Genomic DNA, 19,558 nt, shown 5'->3' on the forward strand with positions numbered 1-19,558 from the left:
ACGGTTATCCCTTAATCGCGCCGATCATCACACCCTTGACCAGATAACGCTGAATGAAGGGGTAGAAGATCAGGATCGGCAGCGTAGCCACCATCATGGACGCGAATTTGATCGAGTTGCCGGGCAGCCGGGCACCGAATTGGGCCATAGCCTGCTGCTGCATGAAGGACATGGAGTTCTCGGCGATGATTTTGTACAGCATGGTCTGCAATGGCAGCAGCTCCTGGGAATGGATGTAGATAACACCCTGATAATAATCATTCCAGTGATAGACGGCGGAGAACAGGGCGATGGTCGCAATGACCGCCATGCTGTTGGGCAGTACAATCCGGAACAGCACGCCGTAATCCGAAGCGCCGTCTACCTTGGCCGACTCCTCCAGGCTGTCAGGAATGGTACGGAAGAAGCTCATGAAGATGACCATATTAAAGAAAGTATACATGGACGGGATGATGAACACCCAGAAGCTATCATACAGGCCGAGCTTCGTCATGAGAATGAAGGAGGGGATGAGCCCGCCTGAGAAGAGCATGGTGATCAGAGAGATTTTGAGATAGAGCTTGCGGCCGATCAGGTTAGTCTTGCTGATTCCGTAAGCGATAATTGCGGTGAACAGCACATGCACCACCGTTCCGATAACTGTCCGCATTGTAGTGATGTAGAACCCGTTCATCAAGGTCTTATCGTTAAAAGCCACACTGTAGCTGGCCAGCGACAGCTCTGAGGGGAACCAGTTGACGGTGCCGAGTGAAGCCTGCTCCGGCGAATTCAGCGAATTGACGAGCACGAACCACATCGGGTACAGCGTCAGGAAGCAGACGGCCAGCATCAGCAGCGTATTGAAGATCTCAAACAAGCCGATCCGCCGCAATCCTCCATGTCTTGCCATGAATCGTTGGTCTCCTTTCCAAGTGAATTTCTTGTGTTCAAAAAATACTGTCCCCCGTAAGCTTCTTGGAACTCTGATTGGCTAACAGCAGCAGTCCCAGCGCTACAATGGAGCGGGCGAACAGGACGGCGGTGGAGAAGGAATGGCGCCCGGAGACCAGCCCCATGTTATAGATGTAGAGGTCCAGGCTCTCCGCCATCTTCATGTTCATATTGTTCTTCAGCATGAAGATCTGCTCGAAGTTGCTGCCGAGAATGCCGCTGACGGCGAGGATGAAGAGGATGGCAATGGTCGGGCGGATGCTCTGCACCGTGATATGCCACATCCGCTGCCAGCGGTTCGCGCCGTCCAGCTCCGCTGCTTCATACAGCCCGGGATCAATGCCGGCAATGGCGGCTATGTAGATGATCGCGCTCCACCCGGTCTCCTTCAGCGTATCGGTGAAGAAGGTGATCCACCAGAAGTACTGCGGCTCACTGTTAAACAGGATATCCCGGTCCTGAAGCCCCAGCGCCATCATCAGCTGGTTAATGACACCGCCTTCGCCCAGCCAGTTGAGCGCGATGCCGCCGAAGATCGTCCAGGCGATGAAATGCGGCAGGTAGGAAATCGTCTGCACCGTGCGCTTGAACCGCAGGCTGCGGATTTCATTCAGCAGCAGGGCGAATAGAATAGGGATGGGAAAACCGAGAACGAGCTTGATGCTGCTCATCCCGAGGGTGTTGCGGATCGAGCGCCAGAACCGGTCATCTGTCAGGAAATCGCGGAAATGCTTCAGCCCGACAAACGGAGATTCCAGCATAGGCTTCGCGATACTGAAATCCATAAAGGCTATGATCAGCCAGAGCATGGGGATGTAACAAAAGATAAACATCCAGAGAATGCCCGGGATCACCATGCTTTGCAGCTGCCACTGCCTAAGAAGCGCTTTCATTTGTCCCGTTCGGGTGTGGAACATGTACTGTACCCCCTTCCTTCTTCATCGTATGAAAAAGGCTGGCGGAAAAAAAGGCCATGATTATTGGCCCTATCCCAATTTTTTGGATTCCTCCCGCTGGGGCCGGAAATTCAGTATGCTGTGATTACATGAAGGGAGTGGGCCAAACGATGAACAGACTGGTATGGGAGCAGGATTTCCAAGGGGGAACTGCTGATTTGAAGCTATGGAACATCCGCCTTGGCAATGATCTGCTGGACAATGACGGGAATGCGATCTTCCCGGGCTGGGGGAATGGAGAGCAGCAATTCTATACGGGGCGGCCGGGGAATCTGTCGGTTGACGGGGAGGGACTGCGGCTGTGTGCGCGCCGTGAGGTCACAGAGCAGGAGGGGCGGAGCTTCGCTTATACCTCGGCCCGGATCGATACAAGAGATCACTTCGCGTTCTGCTACGGCAGGCTGACCGTGCGTGCCAAGCTGCCGGCCGGGCAGGGAATCTGGCCTGCGATCTGGCTGCTTCCACAGGATCAGGCGTATGGACCCTGGCCGGCTTCCGGCGAGATCGATATTCTGGAGGCGAAGGGGCGTCTGCCCCGGAAGATAGCCGGAACTCTGCATTACGGTGCAGACATCGAGCGGAAGATTGTTGAAGAGTTCACTTACGAATTAGAGCGCGGAACGATTGAAGAATTCCGGGATTACACGCTGGAATGGCAGGAAGGCTCCATGAGATGGCTGGTGGACGGGCACTGCTTCGCCGAGCGGCGGCTTGAGCCGGGGATGCCGTTCGACCAGCCTTTTTATCTGCTGCTTAATCTTGCCGTTGGCGGATGGTATGACCCTGTCGCGGTAGATGAAGCTGCGCTGCCTGCGGTAATGACGGTGTCGGGCATCCGGCTGTATCAGAGCTAAGGACTATCTCTCAGATCCCGGTAAAAATATCATTCAAGCGGTCCCAGTTGGCCGCGATCCAATGATTCTCCTGACGGAAGCGGACGAGCGGAGGGAATTCATCCTGCTGAGGCACAGCAATCCATTCGGCTTCCTTCCACCAGGTTAATTTAAGCGACCGGATGAGTGTACTTGCGGGCAAGGGGGTATATTCACGGTAGCCCGTCACGAAGGCCCGTACCCGGTCCTGCCCGATTCCGTCCTCAGATAACGCGCAGGAGAGGATCGGCCGGGCTATATCGAACTCCGGGTAGACAAAATGCAGCCGGTCGAAGTCAAGGATCGCCGCCACCTGATCTGCGCTGAACAGCATATTATCCACGAACAGGTCCCGGTGCCCCCAGCCCCGTTCGCAGTCCGCGAAGATGCCAGTGTCCATCCGGTCGATGATCCTCCGCTGAAGCTCAAGCGCCGATAGAGTATCCTCGCTCTGCCGGGCGGTGGCCTGATGATAGCGTGCCTCCCAGTTTCTCACCATAGACGCCTTACTGCGGACTTCCCAGTACAGCGGCAACGAAGCAGGCTGAGCGTTAAGTAACTTGTGCATCCGGCCGACCACCCTGCCCAACGAATACATCTGCTGCTCCGTGGCCGATCCGGGGGCAATACTGTGCCCGTCACACAGGGTCATCAGGACATAACGTTCCTGTGAAGGCGTTCTCAATACATAATTTCCCTCATGCGAAAATAGCTTCGGAACAGGAAGGCCTTCCAGGTACAGATGATCCTGATGGCTTAAGGAGACCTCCAGTCCGAGGGTGAGGGCTTCAGGGTAACGGATCTTGCTGTACTGCTTCACGAACAGACGGCCTTGATCACTGTCCAGCCTCCACTTCAGATTCAGGAAGCCCTGATCGATCTGGACCGCTTCAGTGACATGCAACCCGAATCTTTGTGTCATGGAGCCAAGGATCTCATCCCGGATTCTTGCGGCGGTGTCTGACATACAATATCTCCTCACCGGGGTAATATAGGGGCTGGGTTAGCGAAGTGTTCACACTAGTGTAATCTCAGTAAGGCTGAAAGAGATAGGGTTACAGGAATGGAAAAAAAGAGCGCAATAAACCTCGCTTCCTTGGTGGAGACGTCAGCCTGCCAGCGGCAACCGGATAAAGCTCTTCACGCGGGGAGAGGGATGGACTGCCGGGCTTCTGCATCGTTTCCAGCGATGCGGATAATTCCTTAATCATTACTCGCATATCCTCAAGCTCTGCACGCTGCTGGAGCAGCTGTACCGAAACGATCTCGCTCGCTTTTTGATCCAGTGCATGTTCAATATACTCGATCCGGGACCATATTTTATTCATAGGGTCACCGTCTGTATATAGGCTTGGATTCTCATGCAGCGGGCCCCTTGGCAGCTTGTCGTTCGTAAGATCCGGATCTATGCCTTCCAGTGCTTCCCCCTGATTAATACGGTCTTTAATATGATTGAGCTGGCTGATTTGCTGCTCCGAGAAGGTATAATGTCCAAGACGGTCCTTTGGAAAGAAATCGGGGAACATGGCCGCCCAGCGTTTGATCGTAGTCTGGCTAACGGACAGCAGCTCCGCAGCTTCCTTAGTTTTCAGAATTTCCATATCAATCCCTCCAGTGTAGTAGTCTTCTATGAGTAATTCGTTATTCTTCGGCGGCTCCCTGCACAGGTGACAAAGGAAGTGCTGATTCGCCAAGCAAAGTGGTATTACGACTATTCTTGCTCTCTAGAGAGCAGTGCAATACTTACATTACGGAGGTAGAATCTATAAAAAAGAAAAAGCTTTCCATAACCCCTTTCGGGTAATTATGAAAAGCTATCTTCAGTTCATTATAGACATTGTGCTGAGCTGTCTTAAGGGAGAAGGCTAGTTATAGCAGGCAGAGCTTGAACTTGAAGGTATACGGACGGTTGGCAGGTAAAGTGAACTGTTCATGGGTTGGCGCACCCCAGCTGTCATCGCCGCCCACGCCCATTTGCTTGTAATTGACACGCAGCACGGTCTTGTCAGAAGCTGGCAGCTTGTAGCCGTGGTCGCTGGCTTCAAGCTCTGCCGGAGACCAAGGCAGCGCATTGACTTCAAGCGGTACGGCCCCTTCCACGGATAATCCGTGTCCTTCGCTTCCTGCGGTGACGGAAGCATACCGGACATCGGTCTTGTTGCCGCACTCCTGAGGGCGGAGATAATTCGTGAACTGCTCACTGACCTTGCCTGTGTAGAGTCCCAGCGGAGCTCCGGCCTTACGGTCCCAATAGTTCTCATGCGGCCCGCGGCCATACCAGAGAATCGTGTCCAGGCTGCTGTCCAGCTCGAAGACCAACCCGAATTCCGGGATCTCCGGCAGGGTGCTGCTGCCCGGGTTAAGCTCCTGTACAATCTCGACCGAACCATCCGTACGAATCTCGTAGTGAACACGCAGGGTGGACTGCGGCTGCGTACCCAGCAGATAGTCAGCGGTCACGAATCCGAGGCCCCCTTCCACACGGCAGCTGAACCGGGCCAGCTGACGCTCGTAGGACGCTTCCTTCCAGATCGCACAGCGCTCAGGATGCTTGTTGCCCAGATCATTGTCGGTTACAGCTCTCCAGAAGTTAGGTCTGACCGGTGCGTGCAGAACTTCCTTCCCGGAGGACTTCAGCGAGACAAGCGCGCCGGTTGCTGTCTCGAAGGCAAGCGCGAATCCGTTGCCCTCGAAGTTCACGAAGCCATCCTGTTCCTTCACTTGCAGGGTGCCGCCCGAAAGGTCCGGGTTACGGGACGGAATATACGGGGTTAACACGAACTGTTCCCAGGCAACTTCATGCGCGGCCTCAGACCAGGCGGTTGCGTCCTCCTGAACGAACGACACCGTAAGTACAGCTTCCTTGTCAGATTCCAGCAGCGCTGAATCCAGCGGAACCGTGAAGCTGACCGCTTCGCCAGGCGCTGCGGAGAGCGGCAATTGTCCTTCCTGGGCCGCTACGCCGTTCAGCGCCAGCGTCCATCTCAGCTGATAGTCTGCCAGATCCGTGAACAGGAAGTTGTTGCGGGCCTCGAAGCTCCCGCTCTTCAGATCCAGTGCGGTGATGGTGATATTCTGATAGCATTTCTTCACTTCGTAGAGCTTAGGCGTCACGCTGCGGTCCGCGAACAGCAGCCCGTTGCCGCTGAAGTTGCCGTCATGCGGCTTCTCTCCGAAATCCCCGCCGTAAGCCAGATAAGACACGCCTTCTGGAGTGGTTGTACGGATCGCCTGATCCACCCAGTCCCAGATGAATCCGCCCTGAATGCTGTCATATTTGTCGAACAGCTCCGTGTACAGATGCAGGCCGCCGCAGGAGTTGCCCATGGCATGGCTGTATTCACATAGAATGTACGGCTTCTTCGGATTGCTGAGAGCGTACTCCACGACTTCATCCGGCTTGATGTACATCGTCGATTCAATATCGCTGGCCGCGTCCGAAGGTCTGTAATGATAAGTGCCTTCATAATGCACCGGACGGGTCGGGTCAGCTTGCTTCAAGTGGTCATACATGGCCAGGAAGTTATCGCCGCCGAAGGATTCGTTGCCAAGCGACCAGATAATGACGGACGTGTGGTTCTTGTCGCGCTGCATCATGGAGTTACAGCGGTCAATGACGTTCGCGCGCCATTCCGGGCGGCTGCCGGGAACGTTCCCCTCATGCAGCTCCTTCTGCCCGTATTGCCAGGAGCCATGTGTCTCCAGGTTCGTCTCGTCAATCACATAGAGACCATATTCGTCGCACAGCTCGTACCATACCGGTTGATTCGGATAGTGGGAGGTCCGCACGGCATTGATATTGTGCAGCTTCATCAGCTTAATGTCGGTGATCATATCTTCCTTGGAGAGCGCACGGCCGGTATCGCAGGAGAATTCATGGCGGTTCGTTCCCTTGAATACAATCCGTTTGCCGTTAATCTTCATCAGGCCGTCCCGGATCTCGAAGGTCCGGAAGCCTGTCTTGCAGCTGAGCGCTTCCAGCAGCTGTCCCTGATCGTCCTTCACAGAAATCAGCAGGGTGTAGAGGTTAGGCTTCTCCGCGCTCCATTTCAGCGGGTTCTTCACGGCTGCGGACAGCTTAAGCAGCTGAGTTCCTTCTTGTTCAAAAGCAAATCCGGCTGACACCGGCGCTGCCCATACCGGCTGCTGCTTGCTGTCGTAGAGCTGTACTTCAACGGTGTGTGCCCCGATGACCCGGTTATAATAGTTCTCCAGAGTCAGGTCGACCTGCAGCTCCGCATCGGTGAAGCTCTTGTCCAGCTCGGTGCGGACGAAGAAGTCGGCTACCCGTACTGGAGGCGCAGTGTAGAGATAGACATCGCGGAAAATTCCGCTCAGACGCCAGAAGTCCTGATCTTCCAGCCAGCTTGCATCACACCAGCGGTAGACTTCAACGGCCAGCTTGTTCTCGCCGGGAAGCAGGTAGGCGGTGATATCGAATTCTGACGGTGTGAAGGTATCCTCAGAGTATCCGGCAAGTTCGCCGTTCACCCATACGTAGAAGGCGGATTCCACACCTTGGAAGCTGAGGAATACCGGCTGTCCGTCCCAATCCTGCGGAACGCTGAAAGAACGGATATAGGAGCCTACCGGATTGTATACCGTCGGAGCGAAGGGAGGCTTCAGATCCGGCTCGGATACTTCCCAAGGATAGCGTACATTGGTGTATTGGGGATAATCATAGCCCTGGAACTGCCAGTGGGAAGGGACGGCGATATCTGCCCAGCCGGCAGCGTCGTATCCGGCCTTATAGAAGTCCTTGATCCGTGCATCCGGTGTCTCGGCAAATGCGAATTTCCATGTTCCGTTCAGCGTCTGGTAACGGGATGAGGACGCTTTATCCCCTTGCAGAGCGTCGGCTGCTGCCGGGAAGGACATCATGGAAGCGTGGGCATCTATACGGTTCAATTGAAAAATCTCAGGATTATTGTTCCATTCGGGATATCCGTTGGCAGGCTGCTGATATGAGAGTTTGTTGCGCAAGTTAACATCTCCTTATATTGTTATATTCATATTATAGAATGGGAAATGTTCTGGGTATATATAATGATTTTGTTTAGATATAATAGAATATGAAACTAAGTGATGTCAGATTGCATCTAGAGGGAGGCTGCTATGGACAGTACGATGATCTTTTGCGAAATGGAAGATATGCTTCTGCTGCCCCTGTATCCCATGACCATCGGGTATTGGGAGCATCAGGGGGAGATGTCCCGGCCTGCGGGCTTCCCGGATTATCAGCTGCACCAGGTCCTCGGCGGCAAGGGTGAAGTGAATATCAAGGGGAAATCCTATATTGCCGAGGCGGGCGATATCTTCTGTCTCTACCCGGATGTGCCCCACTCTTATACGCCGCTTACCCGTGAATGGGAGCTGGCCTGGATCTCCTTCAACGGAAGAGAAGCAGCCCAGATGCTGCTCTACGCCGGAATACGGGAGTCCGGGGTGGGACGTCTCAGAGCAGAATCCATCCTTGCTCCGCTTGAGGAGATGCTTACGCTCTCCTGCGGCAATGAGCTTCAGGACAACATGGAGCGTTCCAAGCTGCTGTACGCGCTGCTGCTCGATCTGAAGCGCAGCCTGCTTCCGGACTCGAATGAGGACAATGAGCTTGCGCGGATGAAGCCGGTCCTGCAATATATTGAGCTTCACCTGCACCGCCCGCTGCTGCTGAAGGAGCTGGCCGAAGTGGCGTCAGTCTCGCCGCAGTATCTGTGCCGGCTGTTCCAGCGGACGGTCCGTGAACGGCCGGTGGCCTATATTAACAAGCAGCGGATCAACCGGAGCAAGCAGCTGATGTTCAGCAGCCGGGGCCAGCGGATCTATGAAATCGCCCAGCGGGCAGGCTTCGAGAATGTCAGCTATTTCTGCGCCGTCTTCAAACGGACTACCGGCATGCAGCCGGAAGAGTGGAGAGGACTGCACGGATTGGACTAGAGTAGCGGCTTCAAAGATAGCTCACGCCAGCTCCAGCTTGAACACAACCGGCAAGGCGCTTGTGACCGCAGTGGTGCGGATCGTTAAGGCCTCAGTATCCCGTTCCCAGGCCGGCTGCTCGCTGAATCCGAGGACTGTAATGTCCCTCAGGATTCCCTCGAAGCAGGGGGATTTCTCCCGGAGCGACTGGATGCGCACGATACCATCTTCCGGGTACACCAGGACGGTTGCATACAGGCAGCTACCCTTCACGGTGAAGCGGATGTCTTCCGGTGTGAACGTTTTGGCCTGGCCATCAGTGAATTGTCCTTCTTCAATACGTGTCGGCCCTTCACCAAATATGCGCCAGAAGGAGGTACCATAGATCGCTTCTCCGTTTGTTCCCAGCCAGCTGCCGATGGCCGTCAGAATTGCCTGATCCTCCTCTGCGAAGCTGCCATCGGCCTTGGGCCCCACGTTCAGGAGCAGATTGCCATTCTTGCTGACGATATCAACCAGGTCGCGGATGATTTCTGCGGCGGATTTGTAATCGTTATTCTCCGTATAACACCAGGAATTACGCGCTGCCGCCGTATCTGTCTGCCAGAAGAAGGGCTTCAGCTCGGCGAATTGCCCGCGCTCGACATCGGGGACCGCACTGCCGAACATGAAGGCATCATGCTTATAATTAATAGCTGCCGGCATTCCGCGCTCTGCCGCGCGATTGTAGTAGTAGGCCGCGAACTTTTGCAGATAGGGCCGGAAGGCCGCATTCTCAATCCACCAGTCGAAGTAAAAAATCTTGGGCTGGTACTGATCGACCAGCTCGCAGCAGCGGATCAGCCAGTCCTCCAGATACTCCCCGGACGGGGGAGAGCCATAGGGATCATGATGTTCCGGTTCCGGCATAGCCGGCCAGTAGAAGTCGCCGCGGACAAGCGGCTCGCGGATATCGGAGTCGAACGCCTTGCCGTGGGACATGAAGAACCAGTGCTCCGCACGGTGGGAGGAGACGCCCAGCTCCAGCCCCTGCTCTTCGAAGGCCGCCTTCAGCTCGCCGAGAATATCCCGCCCGGGACCCATGTCATAAGTGTTATAATGAGAGACAGCGCTTTTATACATCTGGAAGCCGTCATGGTGTTCCGCCACGGGAATGACATATCTGGCGCCGGAGGCCTTGAATAGTGCAGCCCACCCGCCCGGATCGAACTGCTTCGCAGTGAACAGGGGAATGAAGTCCTTGTACCCGAACTCCTTGTGGTTCCCGTAGACTGCCAGATGATGCTCATATTCTTTCGTGCCCTGAATGTACATATTGCGTGAATACCATTCATTGCTGAAGGCCGGAACCGAATACAGCCCCCAGTGAATGAAGATCCCGAATTTGGCCTGGCGGTACCACTGCGGCACCTCATAAGCGCTTAGCGACTCCCAATTCGCCTTGTAAGGGCCGTTCTTAATCGTCTCGTCAATAACCTGCAGATAATCAGTTGTGTTCATCATGCGCCAGTCATCTCCCTTTGTATGAGGTAATACCTTCATTGTACCGGGCGGCAGGACAGGTAAGAATGTACGGCACTAACTTTTTGATGTACAAAAATAACCTTTAAGGCGGTCTGTCCCATGGACTCCCATACTCTGCTTACCAGCTACCTGGCCAATCTCAAGGTTGACCTGATCGTAGCAGACTATAACGAATGCTCTACGGACTGGAGGGATCTGGACTATACTCCGGATTACAGCAAGTTTTATTACATAATCGGGGGAGAAGGCTGGCTGAAGATCGGGGATAAGGAGTATTATCCGAAGCCGGGTGAGCTGATTCTGATGCCGGAGGGTGTGAGGCAATCCTATGCCTGCATCAGCGAACGTCCTTTTCTCAAATACTGGTGTCATTTCAGTGCCAAGGTCGGGGAGATGAACCTGTTCCGTGTGCTTGAGCTGAGTCATGTCTGTATTCCTGAGAATCCCGCTGCGGTTGAGGCGGCGTTCAAGGGGATCACCGATAGTGCCAGATCTGATGCGGTCTACGCCCCGCTGCTGGCGAGAAGCAAGCTGCTTGAGCTGATGTCTTATTACATGATGAATCTCAAGCTGGATGAGCTGTCTTATAAGAATCTCGGGGCGGCCCGGAAGCTGACGGCTGTCCTGGATTATATCGCGGAGAATATCGAGCAGAATATGACCATTCATGATCTTGCCGAGATTGCATACATGCACCCGAACTACTTCATGCGCCTGTTCAAGCAGCAGATCGGCGTGCCCCCCATCCAGTACATTACCCGGCAAAAGATTGAAAAGGCCAAAGAGCTGCTGACCACCACCTCCGGTTCGGTCAGTGCGATTGCCGACCAGCTCGGCTTCGGCGATCTGTTCTATTTCTCCAAGCAGTTCAAGAAGCATGCCGGGCTTACGCCCACCGAATTCAGGAAACACAAGAGCGGAGGGATGATATAGTGATTCTGGAACAGAGCAGAGGTTATCAGATCCGGTTAATGGATGAGCAGGCGGCCAGGGAGATTGTTAATTGGAGATACGAGACGCCATATGCCCTGTACAATATGCTGGATGCGGCTGATGACGCAGAGGATATCGAGGAGCTGCTGGACGGCTCTTATTTCAGTGTAGCTGCGGCGGACGGAGCGTTGATCGGGTTCTTCTGTTACGGACAGAACGCGCAGGTGGGGGAAGGGATAGAGAGCGGACTCTACCTGGAGGGAACTTCCCTCGATATCGGCTTGGGGCTAAGACCGGATCTGACCGGGCAGGGCCGTGGACTGGCCTTCCTGCAAGCGGGGATGAAGTTTGCAGAGCAGACGTATGACGCGAAGAGATTCAGATTGTCGGTGGCTGCCTTCAACCTGAGGGCAGTTAGCGTGTATAAGAAGGCAGGCTTCGTACTCCTGCACAGCTTCGTACACCAGCACGGGGACAGCGAAATGGAGTTCCTGCTGATGGAGACCCGGGACATTGCTGCCCGCCTATAGCGCGAGTGGAGAATTCAGGGTGAAGTCTGTTAATATAGAACTACGGCATCATCCATATCAAAGGAGAATTCAATGTGAACGAGAACCTGAAGCAAGCGTATGTGCAGTTAGGATTACCTGAAACCGTAACCAGAGAGGAACTGAACAAGCGGTTCGACCTGCTCCTGAAGCGAAGACGCGCCTTGACCACAGAGGAAGAGATAGCAGCCTATGAAGCGGATTTCCGGGCGTACAAGCTGATTCTCGATACCTGGGATGAGCAGGAGATCCAGAAGGCCGAAGATGAGCGGCTTGCCAAGTACGGGCGCTTCTCCGGTACGGCAAGCAAGTGGGAGACCTTCATGCGGCTATACCGGACACATGTGATCCTCGGCATTATCGGGCTGCTGGTAGTGATTTTTGGCGGGAAGGCGCTCTATGACAATTATCAGCATAGACAATATCTAGCTTCTCTGCCGCCAGTAGATGCTAAGATTATGTTCATCGGCAACTTCGGAGTCACGGATACCAGCGGCAAGACCGAGGAGCTGGAGAAGGCGATCATCGCGGCTTATCCGGAATGGAAGCGGGTGGAGACGGTGATGACTTATCTGCCCAGAACGGGCGAAGGCTCTGACTCACTGGATATGAATTATATGCAAAAGGCTGTTGTGGAGCTGGCGGCGAACCGGCCGGATATCCTCATTCTGGATGAGGCCACCGTCAAGTGGATTGGCGGACAGACCGGATTCCAGAATCTGGAGCCGATCACAACGGACGGGAAGCTTGCCGCTGACGATACCCGCATGCAGTGGGGAGTCAACGAGGACACGGGCAAGAATGAGCTGTATGGTGTAGATATTCTGAAATCTCCGTTCATCTCAGAGCTGCCTATCAATTATAATGCGAAATCCATCATTATCGGTGTACTGAATGACAAGGACAAGGATAAGATGCTGGCGTTTGTGAAGCATATTGCGGAGGAGCCGCCCGTTAAGTAAGCAGGAATTGGCTCTAAATTCCTTTTGAAAAAACAACGAAAACCTCTCTTCTATGGCTGGTTACACCGCCATCATGAAGAGAGGTTTTTGTCTGCTGGTTGTTAGCTTGCTTGATTATCCGTTCAGTCTTACTGCTCCAGACGGTAGCCCCCATGGAATACAGGACCGACATACTCATTGAACGCATAGCCATTGCGGATGGCGGCGGATACGAAATCCTTCGCCTTCACCACAGCATCCTTCACCGACAAGCCGTTAGCCAATCCGCCGGTAATCGCTGCGGCGAAGGTGCATCCCGCTCCATGGTTATGGGCAGGCTCGATCTTCGCAGTCTCCAGGACGAGGTATTCGCTACCGTCGAAGAAGATATCAATCGCCTTGTCGCCGCCCAGCGCCTTGCCGCCCTTGACGACAACATTCCGGGTGCCGAGCTGATGGATCAGGCGGGCAGCTTCCTTCATCTGATCAAGCGTAGTCAGCTTGCCGAGACCCGAGAGCACTCCGGCTTCGAACAGATTCGGAGTAGCCACCGTAGCCAGCGGCAGCAGCAGATCGCGGATGGCATCTGCACTCTCCGGGTTCAGTACTTCATCCTCGCCTTTGCATACCATAACCGGATCGATCACGACATTGGTCTGCTTGTTGCTCTTCAGGGCCTGTTCAGTAACCTTAACAATGTCCACACTGCCGAGCATACCGGTCTTCATGGCATCCACAGGACCGCCGGCGAAGATCGTCTTAAGCTGTTCGGCAACAATGGCAGCATCGACAGGGTATACATTATGATGCCAGCCCCGGTCAGGGTCCATCGTTACAATGGTAGTCAGGGCACTAAGGCCGTAAGTACCGTATTCCTCAAAGGTTTTGAGGTCTGCCTGAATGCCTGCGCCTCCGCTGGAGTCACTGCCGGCAATGGTTAATGTCTTAATGATTTTTGACAAAGGTAACGTCCCCTTCTTGTATATAAATAGTATGCTGCTTATTATAACAAAAATCATCGGCTTAGTCCGCAAAAAAAGTATAAGCTCCAAAAACGCACCGCTGCCCTTGGGTGAGAGCAAGGGTTTGCCGGCTGCTGCACTGCATATCATGGTAGTCTAGTGGATTATGTATTCAGGAGGCTGCCATGATTGAGATCAGTTTATGCATGATTGTCCGCAATGAGGAGAAGAGCCTGCCCCGCTGCCTGGCTTCTGTGGAAGGGCTGGTCGATGAGATCGTCATTGTAGATACGGGATCGGCAGACCGCACCAAGGAGATTGCCGGTGCCTTTGGAGCCGCAATTTATGATTTTACCTGGATTGACGATTTCTCCGCTGCCCGTAATTACGCCTTCAGCAAGGCGACCCGGGATTATATCTTCTGGCTGGATGCGGACGACTATCTGAGAGAAGAGGATCAGGCGCTGTTCAGGGAGCTGAAGTCTTCGCTGCCGGAACACGTGGACAGTGTGAATATGCAGTATAATCTCGCTTTTGACGGAGAGGGAAGGGTGACGACCTCCTTGCGGCGCAACCGGCTGGTCCGCCGGGCGTGCGGGTTCCGCTGGATCGGTCCGGTGCATGAATATCTGGAGGTGTACGGCCCGTCGCTGGCAAGCAGAGTCTGTGTCACCCATGAGAAGGATAAAGCTTACACGGACCGCAATCTGCAGATCTACCGCAAACGGGAAGCGGCAGGAGAAAGCTTCTCTGCGCGCGATCAATATTATTACGCCAATGAGCTGCGCGACCACGGAATTCACCGGGAGGCCTGCCGGTATTACGAGCTGTTCCTCAGCGGCGGGCAGGGCTGGATTGAAGATAATATTCAGGCCTGCCTGCGGCTGGCCGAATGCCTGGAAGCACTTGGGGACAAGGAAGCGGCCTTCACTGCGGTCACCCGCACGCTGCAATATGATGCCCCGCGTGCCGAAGGCTGCTGCCGGCTGGGGGCCTGGCATCTGGAGAAGGGCCAGCTTCATCCGGCGATCTACTGGTTTGAGCTTGCTATTCAGCTGCCCGGACAGGCGGAGTCCATGGCGATGAAGAATGAGGCCTTCGCCACCTGGATTCCGAATCTGCAGCTTGCGCTCTGCTATGACCGGCTGGGCCAGCATGAGCGGGCCAACCGCTATAATGAGACTGCGCTGCTTCATTCCCCCGGCCATCCCAGCATGCTGTATAACCGGAATTACTTCCAGAAGCTACTGGGCGACAAGTATGTCTCCTTGCAGCAGCCCTGAACACATAACAAGCGCTCCCCTGCCGAGGCTGGGGGAGCGCTTGTTATTGTCTACGGATGTCCAGGCATTGCCGCAGGCTCCAGCAGCAGCTGAGGTTCACTCATGCGGATGAATTCCAGCACCTTGTCGTAGATAATCCGGTGGCCCTCCCGGTTGGGGTGGATGCCGTCCCGGCAGATGAACTTGGTGTAATCCGGCTGCTGCAGGAAGGCGCCCCGGACATCGATAATCTTGGTCCTGGTGCTCTCGGCGACCTTGAGGATAGCGGAGTTATAACGCTCCTGCCACCAGTAGATTTTGGTGACGCTGCCGAGGAACTTCATAATGTTCACTTCGGAATCGGGATTGTTGCCGCTGACCCACTTGAAGTAGTTGTCCGCATTCAGCGGAGGCAGACTCATCAGAATTGGCGTGATCCCCTGGTTCTTCAGGAAATGAATCATATCAGCCAGCATCCGCTCGAAGGCCGGAAAATCTGTCTTGGGACTATGCTCTGCCTCGGGATTGCTCGCAATCTCACTCCAGTGGTAGTCACAGTCATTGCCGCCGTATTCAATCAGCACCACATCCGGCTTCTCCTTCAGGACATCCCGCTTCAGATTACCGAAGCCCTTCATCAGCGTATTGCCGAATCTGGCAGTATTGCGCATAGCGCCCTTGAGCTTGCCCTGAAGCATGGATACATAATTATCCTCCAGAATGACATACTTGCTTCGGGTCTCGTCATACACAACGCCCTTGGAGATAGAATCCCCGCTGACCATATATTTGAACTGAGACCCCATGGACTCTTGCTGCTCCTCATTCCTGTTCATGCTCCCGCCTCCGATAACCCTAGTATATATACAATCAGTGTAAACCATACGTGCAGCCGTGCCTATGTATAGATGTCATGGGTTCTTAGTCTTGCCGGCAGTATTCTGGCGGATCAGTGGAAAATACAGAAAAGGTTCAACCTTATCCTCATAAGTTGAACCTTTTTCTGCATTCTCCGGGACCTCTACCCATTTTCTGCAAAAGGTCGGCTGGAGCGCGATTTTCCCGCACCGTTCCCTTTTAAAAAGGCAGCGGCTGTCCGTTCCATGATTTTGACACTGTTCTCCCAGGTCCATGATCTTGAATCGGTCTCCCCGCGTGCGGCGATCCGGTTCCGGAGTGCGGGATCTTGAATGAGCCGCATCACATCCGCCGCAAGCCGGTTCTCATACCGGTAGGACAACAAGGAGTTCTCCTCATGGCGGGCATACTCCAGATTTCCTCCCGCATAGACAGAGACCAACGCCGCCCCGCAGCGCATCGCCTCCAGCCCGGGCAACGAGCCGGTGTCGAAAATGCTGGAGCTGACAAAAATATCAGCACCGTTATAGTGATAGCATAGCTCCTCGTCATTGAGCGGCGTGAAGAAGCGGTATTTGCCGCTGTTCATCATCCTTTTTAGTGAATCGGAGGTGAAGCATTCATCCGGCGGACTGATGAAATTGATATTGACCCACGGGAAGTTCTGCTTCACGATATCCAGCTGATTCACCAGGTAATCCTGCTCGCGGTGCCAGGAGAAGCCGTGCTCCACCTTGCGCAGGATCGCTGTAATGTTCAGCGGTTCCTGAAGCTCCTTACGGATGTTCATGTTTCGGAATGAAGCACTGATCCCTACCGGTACAATGCTTCCGCTGATTCCGTGACCCAGCCTAATCAACTCCTGTTGCCATCTGGAGAGGACGATCAGCTTATCGGTAATGTGATAGGAAGGGAAGGATACCTCGTTCTGCGGCAGAAACAGCGGTTCATAGCATAAGGAGAGGCGGATATGCATGCCTTTGCCGTTCAGGCTGGCTGCCTGTGAGACCGGAACCGTAGTGTAGAAATTGGAGACGATGATATCACTGACGGGGAAATCGGATTCGCGAAGCAGCGGGTAGTCGGTAATCAGCAGAGTGGAACGGACGTCATAGGAAACATCCCCTCCCAGCGGCATGACAATCACAACCTGGTGGCCCCGGGCCGTAAGACCGTTCGTAAGCTCCACGAGCATGCGTTGTGCCCCGCCATGGCTTAAGGTAAGAATGGGGAAAGTGAACCGCATCTGTGATCCCTTCCTTTCAGCACCATCGCTCTGCAAAAATGCGATAGGTATACTATTTTATTCAGTGAAAAGCGAAAAGTACCGCTAAGCGGTACTTTTGGAGGAAATGGGGTTATGGCCGGATTATAACGATTTGCGCAGATTGCGCAGCAGATTCACAGTGTCCCGGATCTCCAGGCTGGTGACATCCTCCAGCGAGACATCGATCATCGGCTTATGCGCCTCAAGCTTGTTCAGGAACTCAGCGGTGTGGAATAGACCGGCTCCGGGAGCGCCGTGACGAATGCGTCCGCCGTCCTCATAGATTCCTTTGAGATGGGCGAGGATGATCCGGTCGCCGAACAGGCTGAAGGATTGATTGACGATCTCATCCTGGAGATGAACCTCTTCACCGATCAGGTTGCACGGGTCGAATACTACACCAATCGCGCTGGAAGGCACCTCATCGAGGATGCGCCGCATTTTGGCCGGAGTGGACAGGGTATGGGTACTGACGCCTTCAAGCCCTAAGAATACGCCCCACTTCTCCGCCTCCTCTGCCAGCTCCTCAATCGTTGCCTTAAGGGCATCCCAGCCGAGCTCCTCATAGCGGTAAGGATCAAGCTCCTGGAAGGTCGTGAGTGCTCCCGTCTCCGTGGCGACCATAGGGGCACCGAACAGGCGTGCATAGCGCAGATGCTCCTTGAAGCGGTCAATCTCCGCCCGGCGGACCGCAGGATCGGGGTGGATCGGATTGATGTAGCAGCCCAGCACGCCGATGCGGATACCGGCCCTGTCAAATTGCTCACCGATATAGGAAGCCAGACCAGGACTCAGCTTGCCGGTGGAGAGGTCGATATCCTGTATGGCTTTGGACAGGGCGAGCTGTACGAAATCAATATTGTAGGTCTGAAGAGCGGCAATCAATTCCTTAATCGGCAGGCAGCCGGCAGTGTGTGCCAACGTTCCGTAACGAATAATAAACAACTCCTTTGGAATTCTATGAATTTATATCTATAATATTAATGACGCTTACATAGACATGCAAGGTTTTAAGAATGCATGCAACACAGGAGGAATTGAGATGAATGCAATAGAGATGCGTAAGCAAGAGCTGGAGAACTGCCGTCCAGAGCCTACACTGGACCGGGAGACGATTGATGAATTCTGGAATGATCTGCTCGCGGAAGATGAAGAGCAGCCGCTGGATGTGAGCATCACCCCTGAAGATACCCCCTATCCGGGCATGAAGGTGAGCAAGGTCAGCTATATGAGCTATGGGGAGACTACGATCAATGCCTGGTATATCCAGCCTGCCGGTGATACGGCCGGCATGGGAGACCGGCCGTGTGTTGTGACCTTTCCGGGTTACACTGGTGACCGGGGATATCCCGAGCGTTACGCAGATTTCTTGCTGCTTGGATACACAGTACTGGCCGTAGATGTTCGTGGTCAGCTTGGAGAGACCGGCAATCTGCTGCCGCAAGAGCACGGGATTGTCAGAGGGTGGATTACCCAGGGGCTGCTGGAGAAGGAGCAGTCCTACTATCTGGCGTTAGCCATAGATACCGTACGGGCTATAGAGACGGCAGCACAGCTGCCGGGGGTTGATCCGGCGCGTATTGCGATTACAGGAGCCAGCCAGGGCGGAGGGATCGCTCTGTTGGCGGGAGCGCTCAGCCGCCGCGTGGCTGCGGTAGCCGCAGATATTCCTAATCTGTGCCGGCTGGATTTCGGGGTGCTGAATTCCACCAGCTCACTTACTGAGATCGCGGAATACCTGAAGCGCTATCCGGAGCATCTGGAGCGTGTGTTTGGGAATCTGGCCTTTTTCGATATCGTCAATCTGGCTCACCGCTTCACCGTCCCTGTTCAGATGTCCGTAGGCTGGAAGGATACGGTATGTATGCCGGAGACGATCTATGCCGCGTATAACCGGATAGAATCGCCTAAGGAGATTATGGATTATCCGTTCTCCGGGCATGAGGTGGGCGAATTCCAGCGCAGACAGACGGCGTTGTTCTTCCAGGAGCATCTGGGCTCCTAAGTGAAGTATTATAAGCCACAGTGATTAGCTTCAAGGGAATGGTGTGAAGATATAGTAAGGGTTGGCGCGAGGCCATATATAGGCAGTCTAATCACCGGGAGGGAACTACGGATGGACAATCAGACAGGTAAGCTGCCGGCAGGAGTATTGGTGGAGAGCTTTGAGTATGACAAGAAGAATGAGGAGCTTGTGAAGAAGAGCTTCTGGAGCAAAACCAGGAAAGCCGCCGGTAAAATTCCCTTCACCAGAGAAGCGATAGCCATGTACTACTGTGCTATGGATGCCAAAACACCGCTATGGGCGAAAGGGATTGCTTTTGGAGCGCTGGCGTATTTCATTTCCCCGATCGATGCTATTCCCGATGCGCTGATCGGCCTGGGCTTCACAGACGATGCTGCCGTCATGGCGGCGGGCATCCGGGCTATTGCCGGACAGGTCAAGGAGGAGCATAAGCAGAAGGCGGAGGAGTTTTTCGAAGATTCAAAATAGACTGGAAAACGGCCCCTTTTTTTAAGCAGGATTAACGTGAGTACTTGGGTGGACGCTGCGTGAACGAACCGTTGTTCCAATCGCTGTGGTCTCCA

At 54.2% G+C, this 19,558-nt stretch carries 18 protein-coding genes; 8 read left to right on the forward strand and 10 right to left on the reverse strand.

The window, feature by feature from the left end:
* Positions 1-4: 4 nt before the first annotated feature.
* Together NST69_RS11000 and NST69_RS11005 are read right to left on the reverse strand one after the other, a co-directional pair.
* Entirely contained in the window at positions 5-889 is an 885-nt protein-coding gene (locus tag NST69_RS11000; protein ID WP_209875651.1) for a carbohydrate ABC transporter permease, read from the reverse strand.
* A 37-nt stretch (positions 890-926) separates the two neighbouring features.
* Entirely contained in the window at positions 927-1,847 is a 921-nt protein-coding gene (locus tag NST69_RS11005) for an ABC transporter permease subunit (RefSeq protein ID WP_036729794.1), read from the reverse strand.
* 149 nt (positions 1,848-1,996) lie between these two features.
* On the opposite strand from NST69_RS11005, the gene NST69_RS11010 reads away from it, so the two are divergent.
* Positions 1,997-2,740, forward strand: coding sequence for a glycoside hydrolase family 16 protein (locus tag NST69_RS11010; RefSeq protein WP_342549283.1), 744 nt, complete (start codon positions 1,997-1,999; stop codon positions 2,738-2,740).
* Between the two features lie 10 nt (positions 2,741-2,750).
* Here the strand turns inward: NST69_RS11010 and NST69_RS11015 are convergent, their stop codons facing one another.
* The 3 genes from NST69_RS11015 to NST69_RS11025 form a co-directional block, all read right to left on the reverse strand.
* Positions 2,751-3,725, reverse strand: coding sequence for a phosphotransferase (locus tag NST69_RS11015; protein WP_342549284.1), 975 nt, complete (start codon positions 3,723-3,725; stop codon positions 2,751-2,753).
* Between the two features lie 88 nt (positions 3,726-3,813).
* On the reverse strand, positions 3,814-4,359 hold the full coding sequence (locus NST69_RS11020) for a MerR family transcriptional regulator (protein ID WP_036729788.1): 546 nt from the start codon (positions 4,357-4,359) through the stop codon (positions 3,814-3,816).
* Positions 4,360-4,627: 268 nt separating this feature from the next.
* Positions 4,628-7,741 (reverse strand): glycoside hydrolase family 2 TIM barrel-domain containing protein, encoded by a 3,114-nt coding sequence (locus tag NST69_RS11025; RefSeq protein WP_342549285.1) that lies wholly within the window; start codon positions 7,739-7,741, stop codon positions 4,628-4,630.
* Between the two features lie 132 nt (positions 7,742-7,873).
* Between NST69_RS11025 and NST69_RS11030 the strand changes: the two genes are divergently transcribed.
* The gene (locus NST69_RS11030) at positions 7,874-8,695 is read left to right on the forward strand and encodes an AraC family transcriptional regulator (RefSeq protein ID WP_342549286.1); all 822 of its coding nucleotides are present in this window, start codon (positions 7,874-7,876) and stop codon (positions 8,693-8,695) included.
* A gap of 21 nt (positions 8,696-8,716) precedes the next feature.
* On the opposite strand, the gene NST69_RS11035 is transcribed toward NST69_RS11030, so the two are convergent.
* Positions 8,717-10,177 (reverse strand): alpha-L-fucosidase, encoded by a 1,461-nt coding sequence (locus NST69_RS11035; protein ID WP_342549287.1) that lies wholly within the window; start codon positions 10,175-10,177, stop codon positions 8,717-8,719.
* Between the two features lie 120 nt (positions 10,178-10,297).
* Between NST69_RS11035 and NST69_RS11040 the strand changes: the two genes are divergently transcribed.
* From NST69_RS11040 to NST69_RS11050, 3 genes are all read left to right on the forward strand, one after another.
* Positions 10,298-11,131 carry an AraC family transcriptional regulator gene (locus NST69_RS11040; RefSeq protein ID WP_076073962.1) on the forward strand — a complete coding sequence of 278 codons (834 nt, stop codon included), beginning with the start codon at positions 10,298-10,300 and terminating at the stop codon, positions 11,129-11,131.
* On the forward strand, positions 11,131-11,661 hold the full coding sequence (locus NST69_RS11045; RefSeq protein WP_342549288.1) for a GNAT family N-acetyltransferase: 531 nt from the start codon (positions 11,131-11,133) through the stop codon (positions 11,659-11,661). The genes NST69_RS11040 and NST69_RS11045 overlap by 1 nt, the downstream gene beginning before the upstream one ends.
* A 74-nt stretch (positions 11,662-11,735) precedes the next feature.
* A complete protein-coding gene (locus NST69_RS11050) occupies positions 11,736-12,641 on the forward strand; it encodes a hypothetical protein (RefSeq protein ID WP_339255774.1) in 906 nt (301 codons plus the stop codon).
* Between the two features lie 128 nt (positions 12,642-12,769).
* On the opposite strand, the gene thiD is transcribed toward NST69_RS11050, so the two are convergent.
* The gene (thiD, locus tag NST69_RS11055) at positions 12,770-13,582 is read right to left on the reverse strand and encodes a bifunctional hydroxymethylpyrimidine kinase/phosphomethylpyrimidine kinase (RefSeq protein ID WP_340941592.1); all 813 of its coding nucleotides are present in this window, start codon (positions 13,580-13,582) and stop codon (positions 12,770-12,772) included.
* Between the two features lie 185 nt (positions 13,583-13,767).
* Here thiD and NST69_RS11060 point away from each other — a divergent pair, with 185 nt between their 5' ends.
* Positions 13,768-14,865, forward strand: coding sequence for a glycosyltransferase family 2 protein (locus NST69_RS11060; protein WP_342549289.1), 1,098 nt, complete (start codon positions 13,768-13,770; stop codon positions 14,863-14,865).
* 50 nt (positions 14,866-14,915) lie between these two features.
* Here NST69_RS11060 and NST69_RS11065 read toward each other — a convergent pair whose 3' ends face one another.
* The 3 genes from NST69_RS11065 to NST69_RS11075 all read right to left on the reverse strand — a co-directional run bounded on the left by NST69_RS11065 (position 14,916) and on the right by NST69_RS11075 (position 17,914).
* Positions 14,916-15,680: an SGNH/GDSL hydrolase family protein gene (locus tag NST69_RS11065; RefSeq protein WP_051478358.1), complete on the reverse strand. Its 765-nt coding sequence runs from the start codon at positions 15,678-15,680 to the stop codon at positions 14,916-14,918.
* Positions 15,681-15,865: 185 nt separating this feature from the next.
* On the reverse strand, positions 15,866-16,948 hold the full coding sequence (locus NST69_RS11070) for a glycosyltransferase family 4 protein (protein WP_342549291.1): 1,083 nt from the start codon (positions 16,946-16,948) through the stop codon (positions 15,866-15,868).
* A 123-nt stretch (positions 16,949-17,071) separates the two neighbouring features.
* Positions 17,072-17,914, reverse strand: a complete 843-nt coding sequence (locus NST69_RS11075) for a sugar phosphate isomerase/epimerase family protein (protein ID WP_342549292.1) — start codon at positions 17,912-17,914, stop codon at positions 17,072-17,074.
* Positions 17,915-18,011: 97 nt separating this feature from the next.
* Here NST69_RS11075 and NST69_RS11080 point away from each other — a divergent pair, with 97 nt between their 5' ends.
* Together NST69_RS11080 and NST69_RS11085 are read left to right on the forward strand one after the other, a co-directional pair.
* Positions 18,012-18,974: an acetylxylan esterase gene (locus NST69_RS11080; protein WP_342549293.1), complete on the forward strand. Its 963-nt coding sequence runs from the start codon at positions 18,012-18,014 to the stop codon at positions 18,972-18,974.
* Between the two features lie 111 nt (positions 18,975-19,085).
* The gene (locus NST69_RS11085) at positions 19,086-19,463 is read left to right on the forward strand and encodes a YkvA family protein (protein WP_339313813.1); all 378 of its coding nucleotides are present in this window, start codon (positions 19,086-19,088) and stop codon (positions 19,461-19,463) included.
* Positions 19,464-19,558 lie beyond the last annotated feature (95 nt).

The sequence above is a fragment of the Paenibacillus sp. FSL P2-0089 genome, assembly GCF_038595095.1.
Taxonomy (GTDB): domain Bacteria; phylum Bacillota; class Bacilli; order Paenibacillales; family Paenibacillaceae; genus Paenibacillus_AQ; species Paenibacillus_AQ silagei.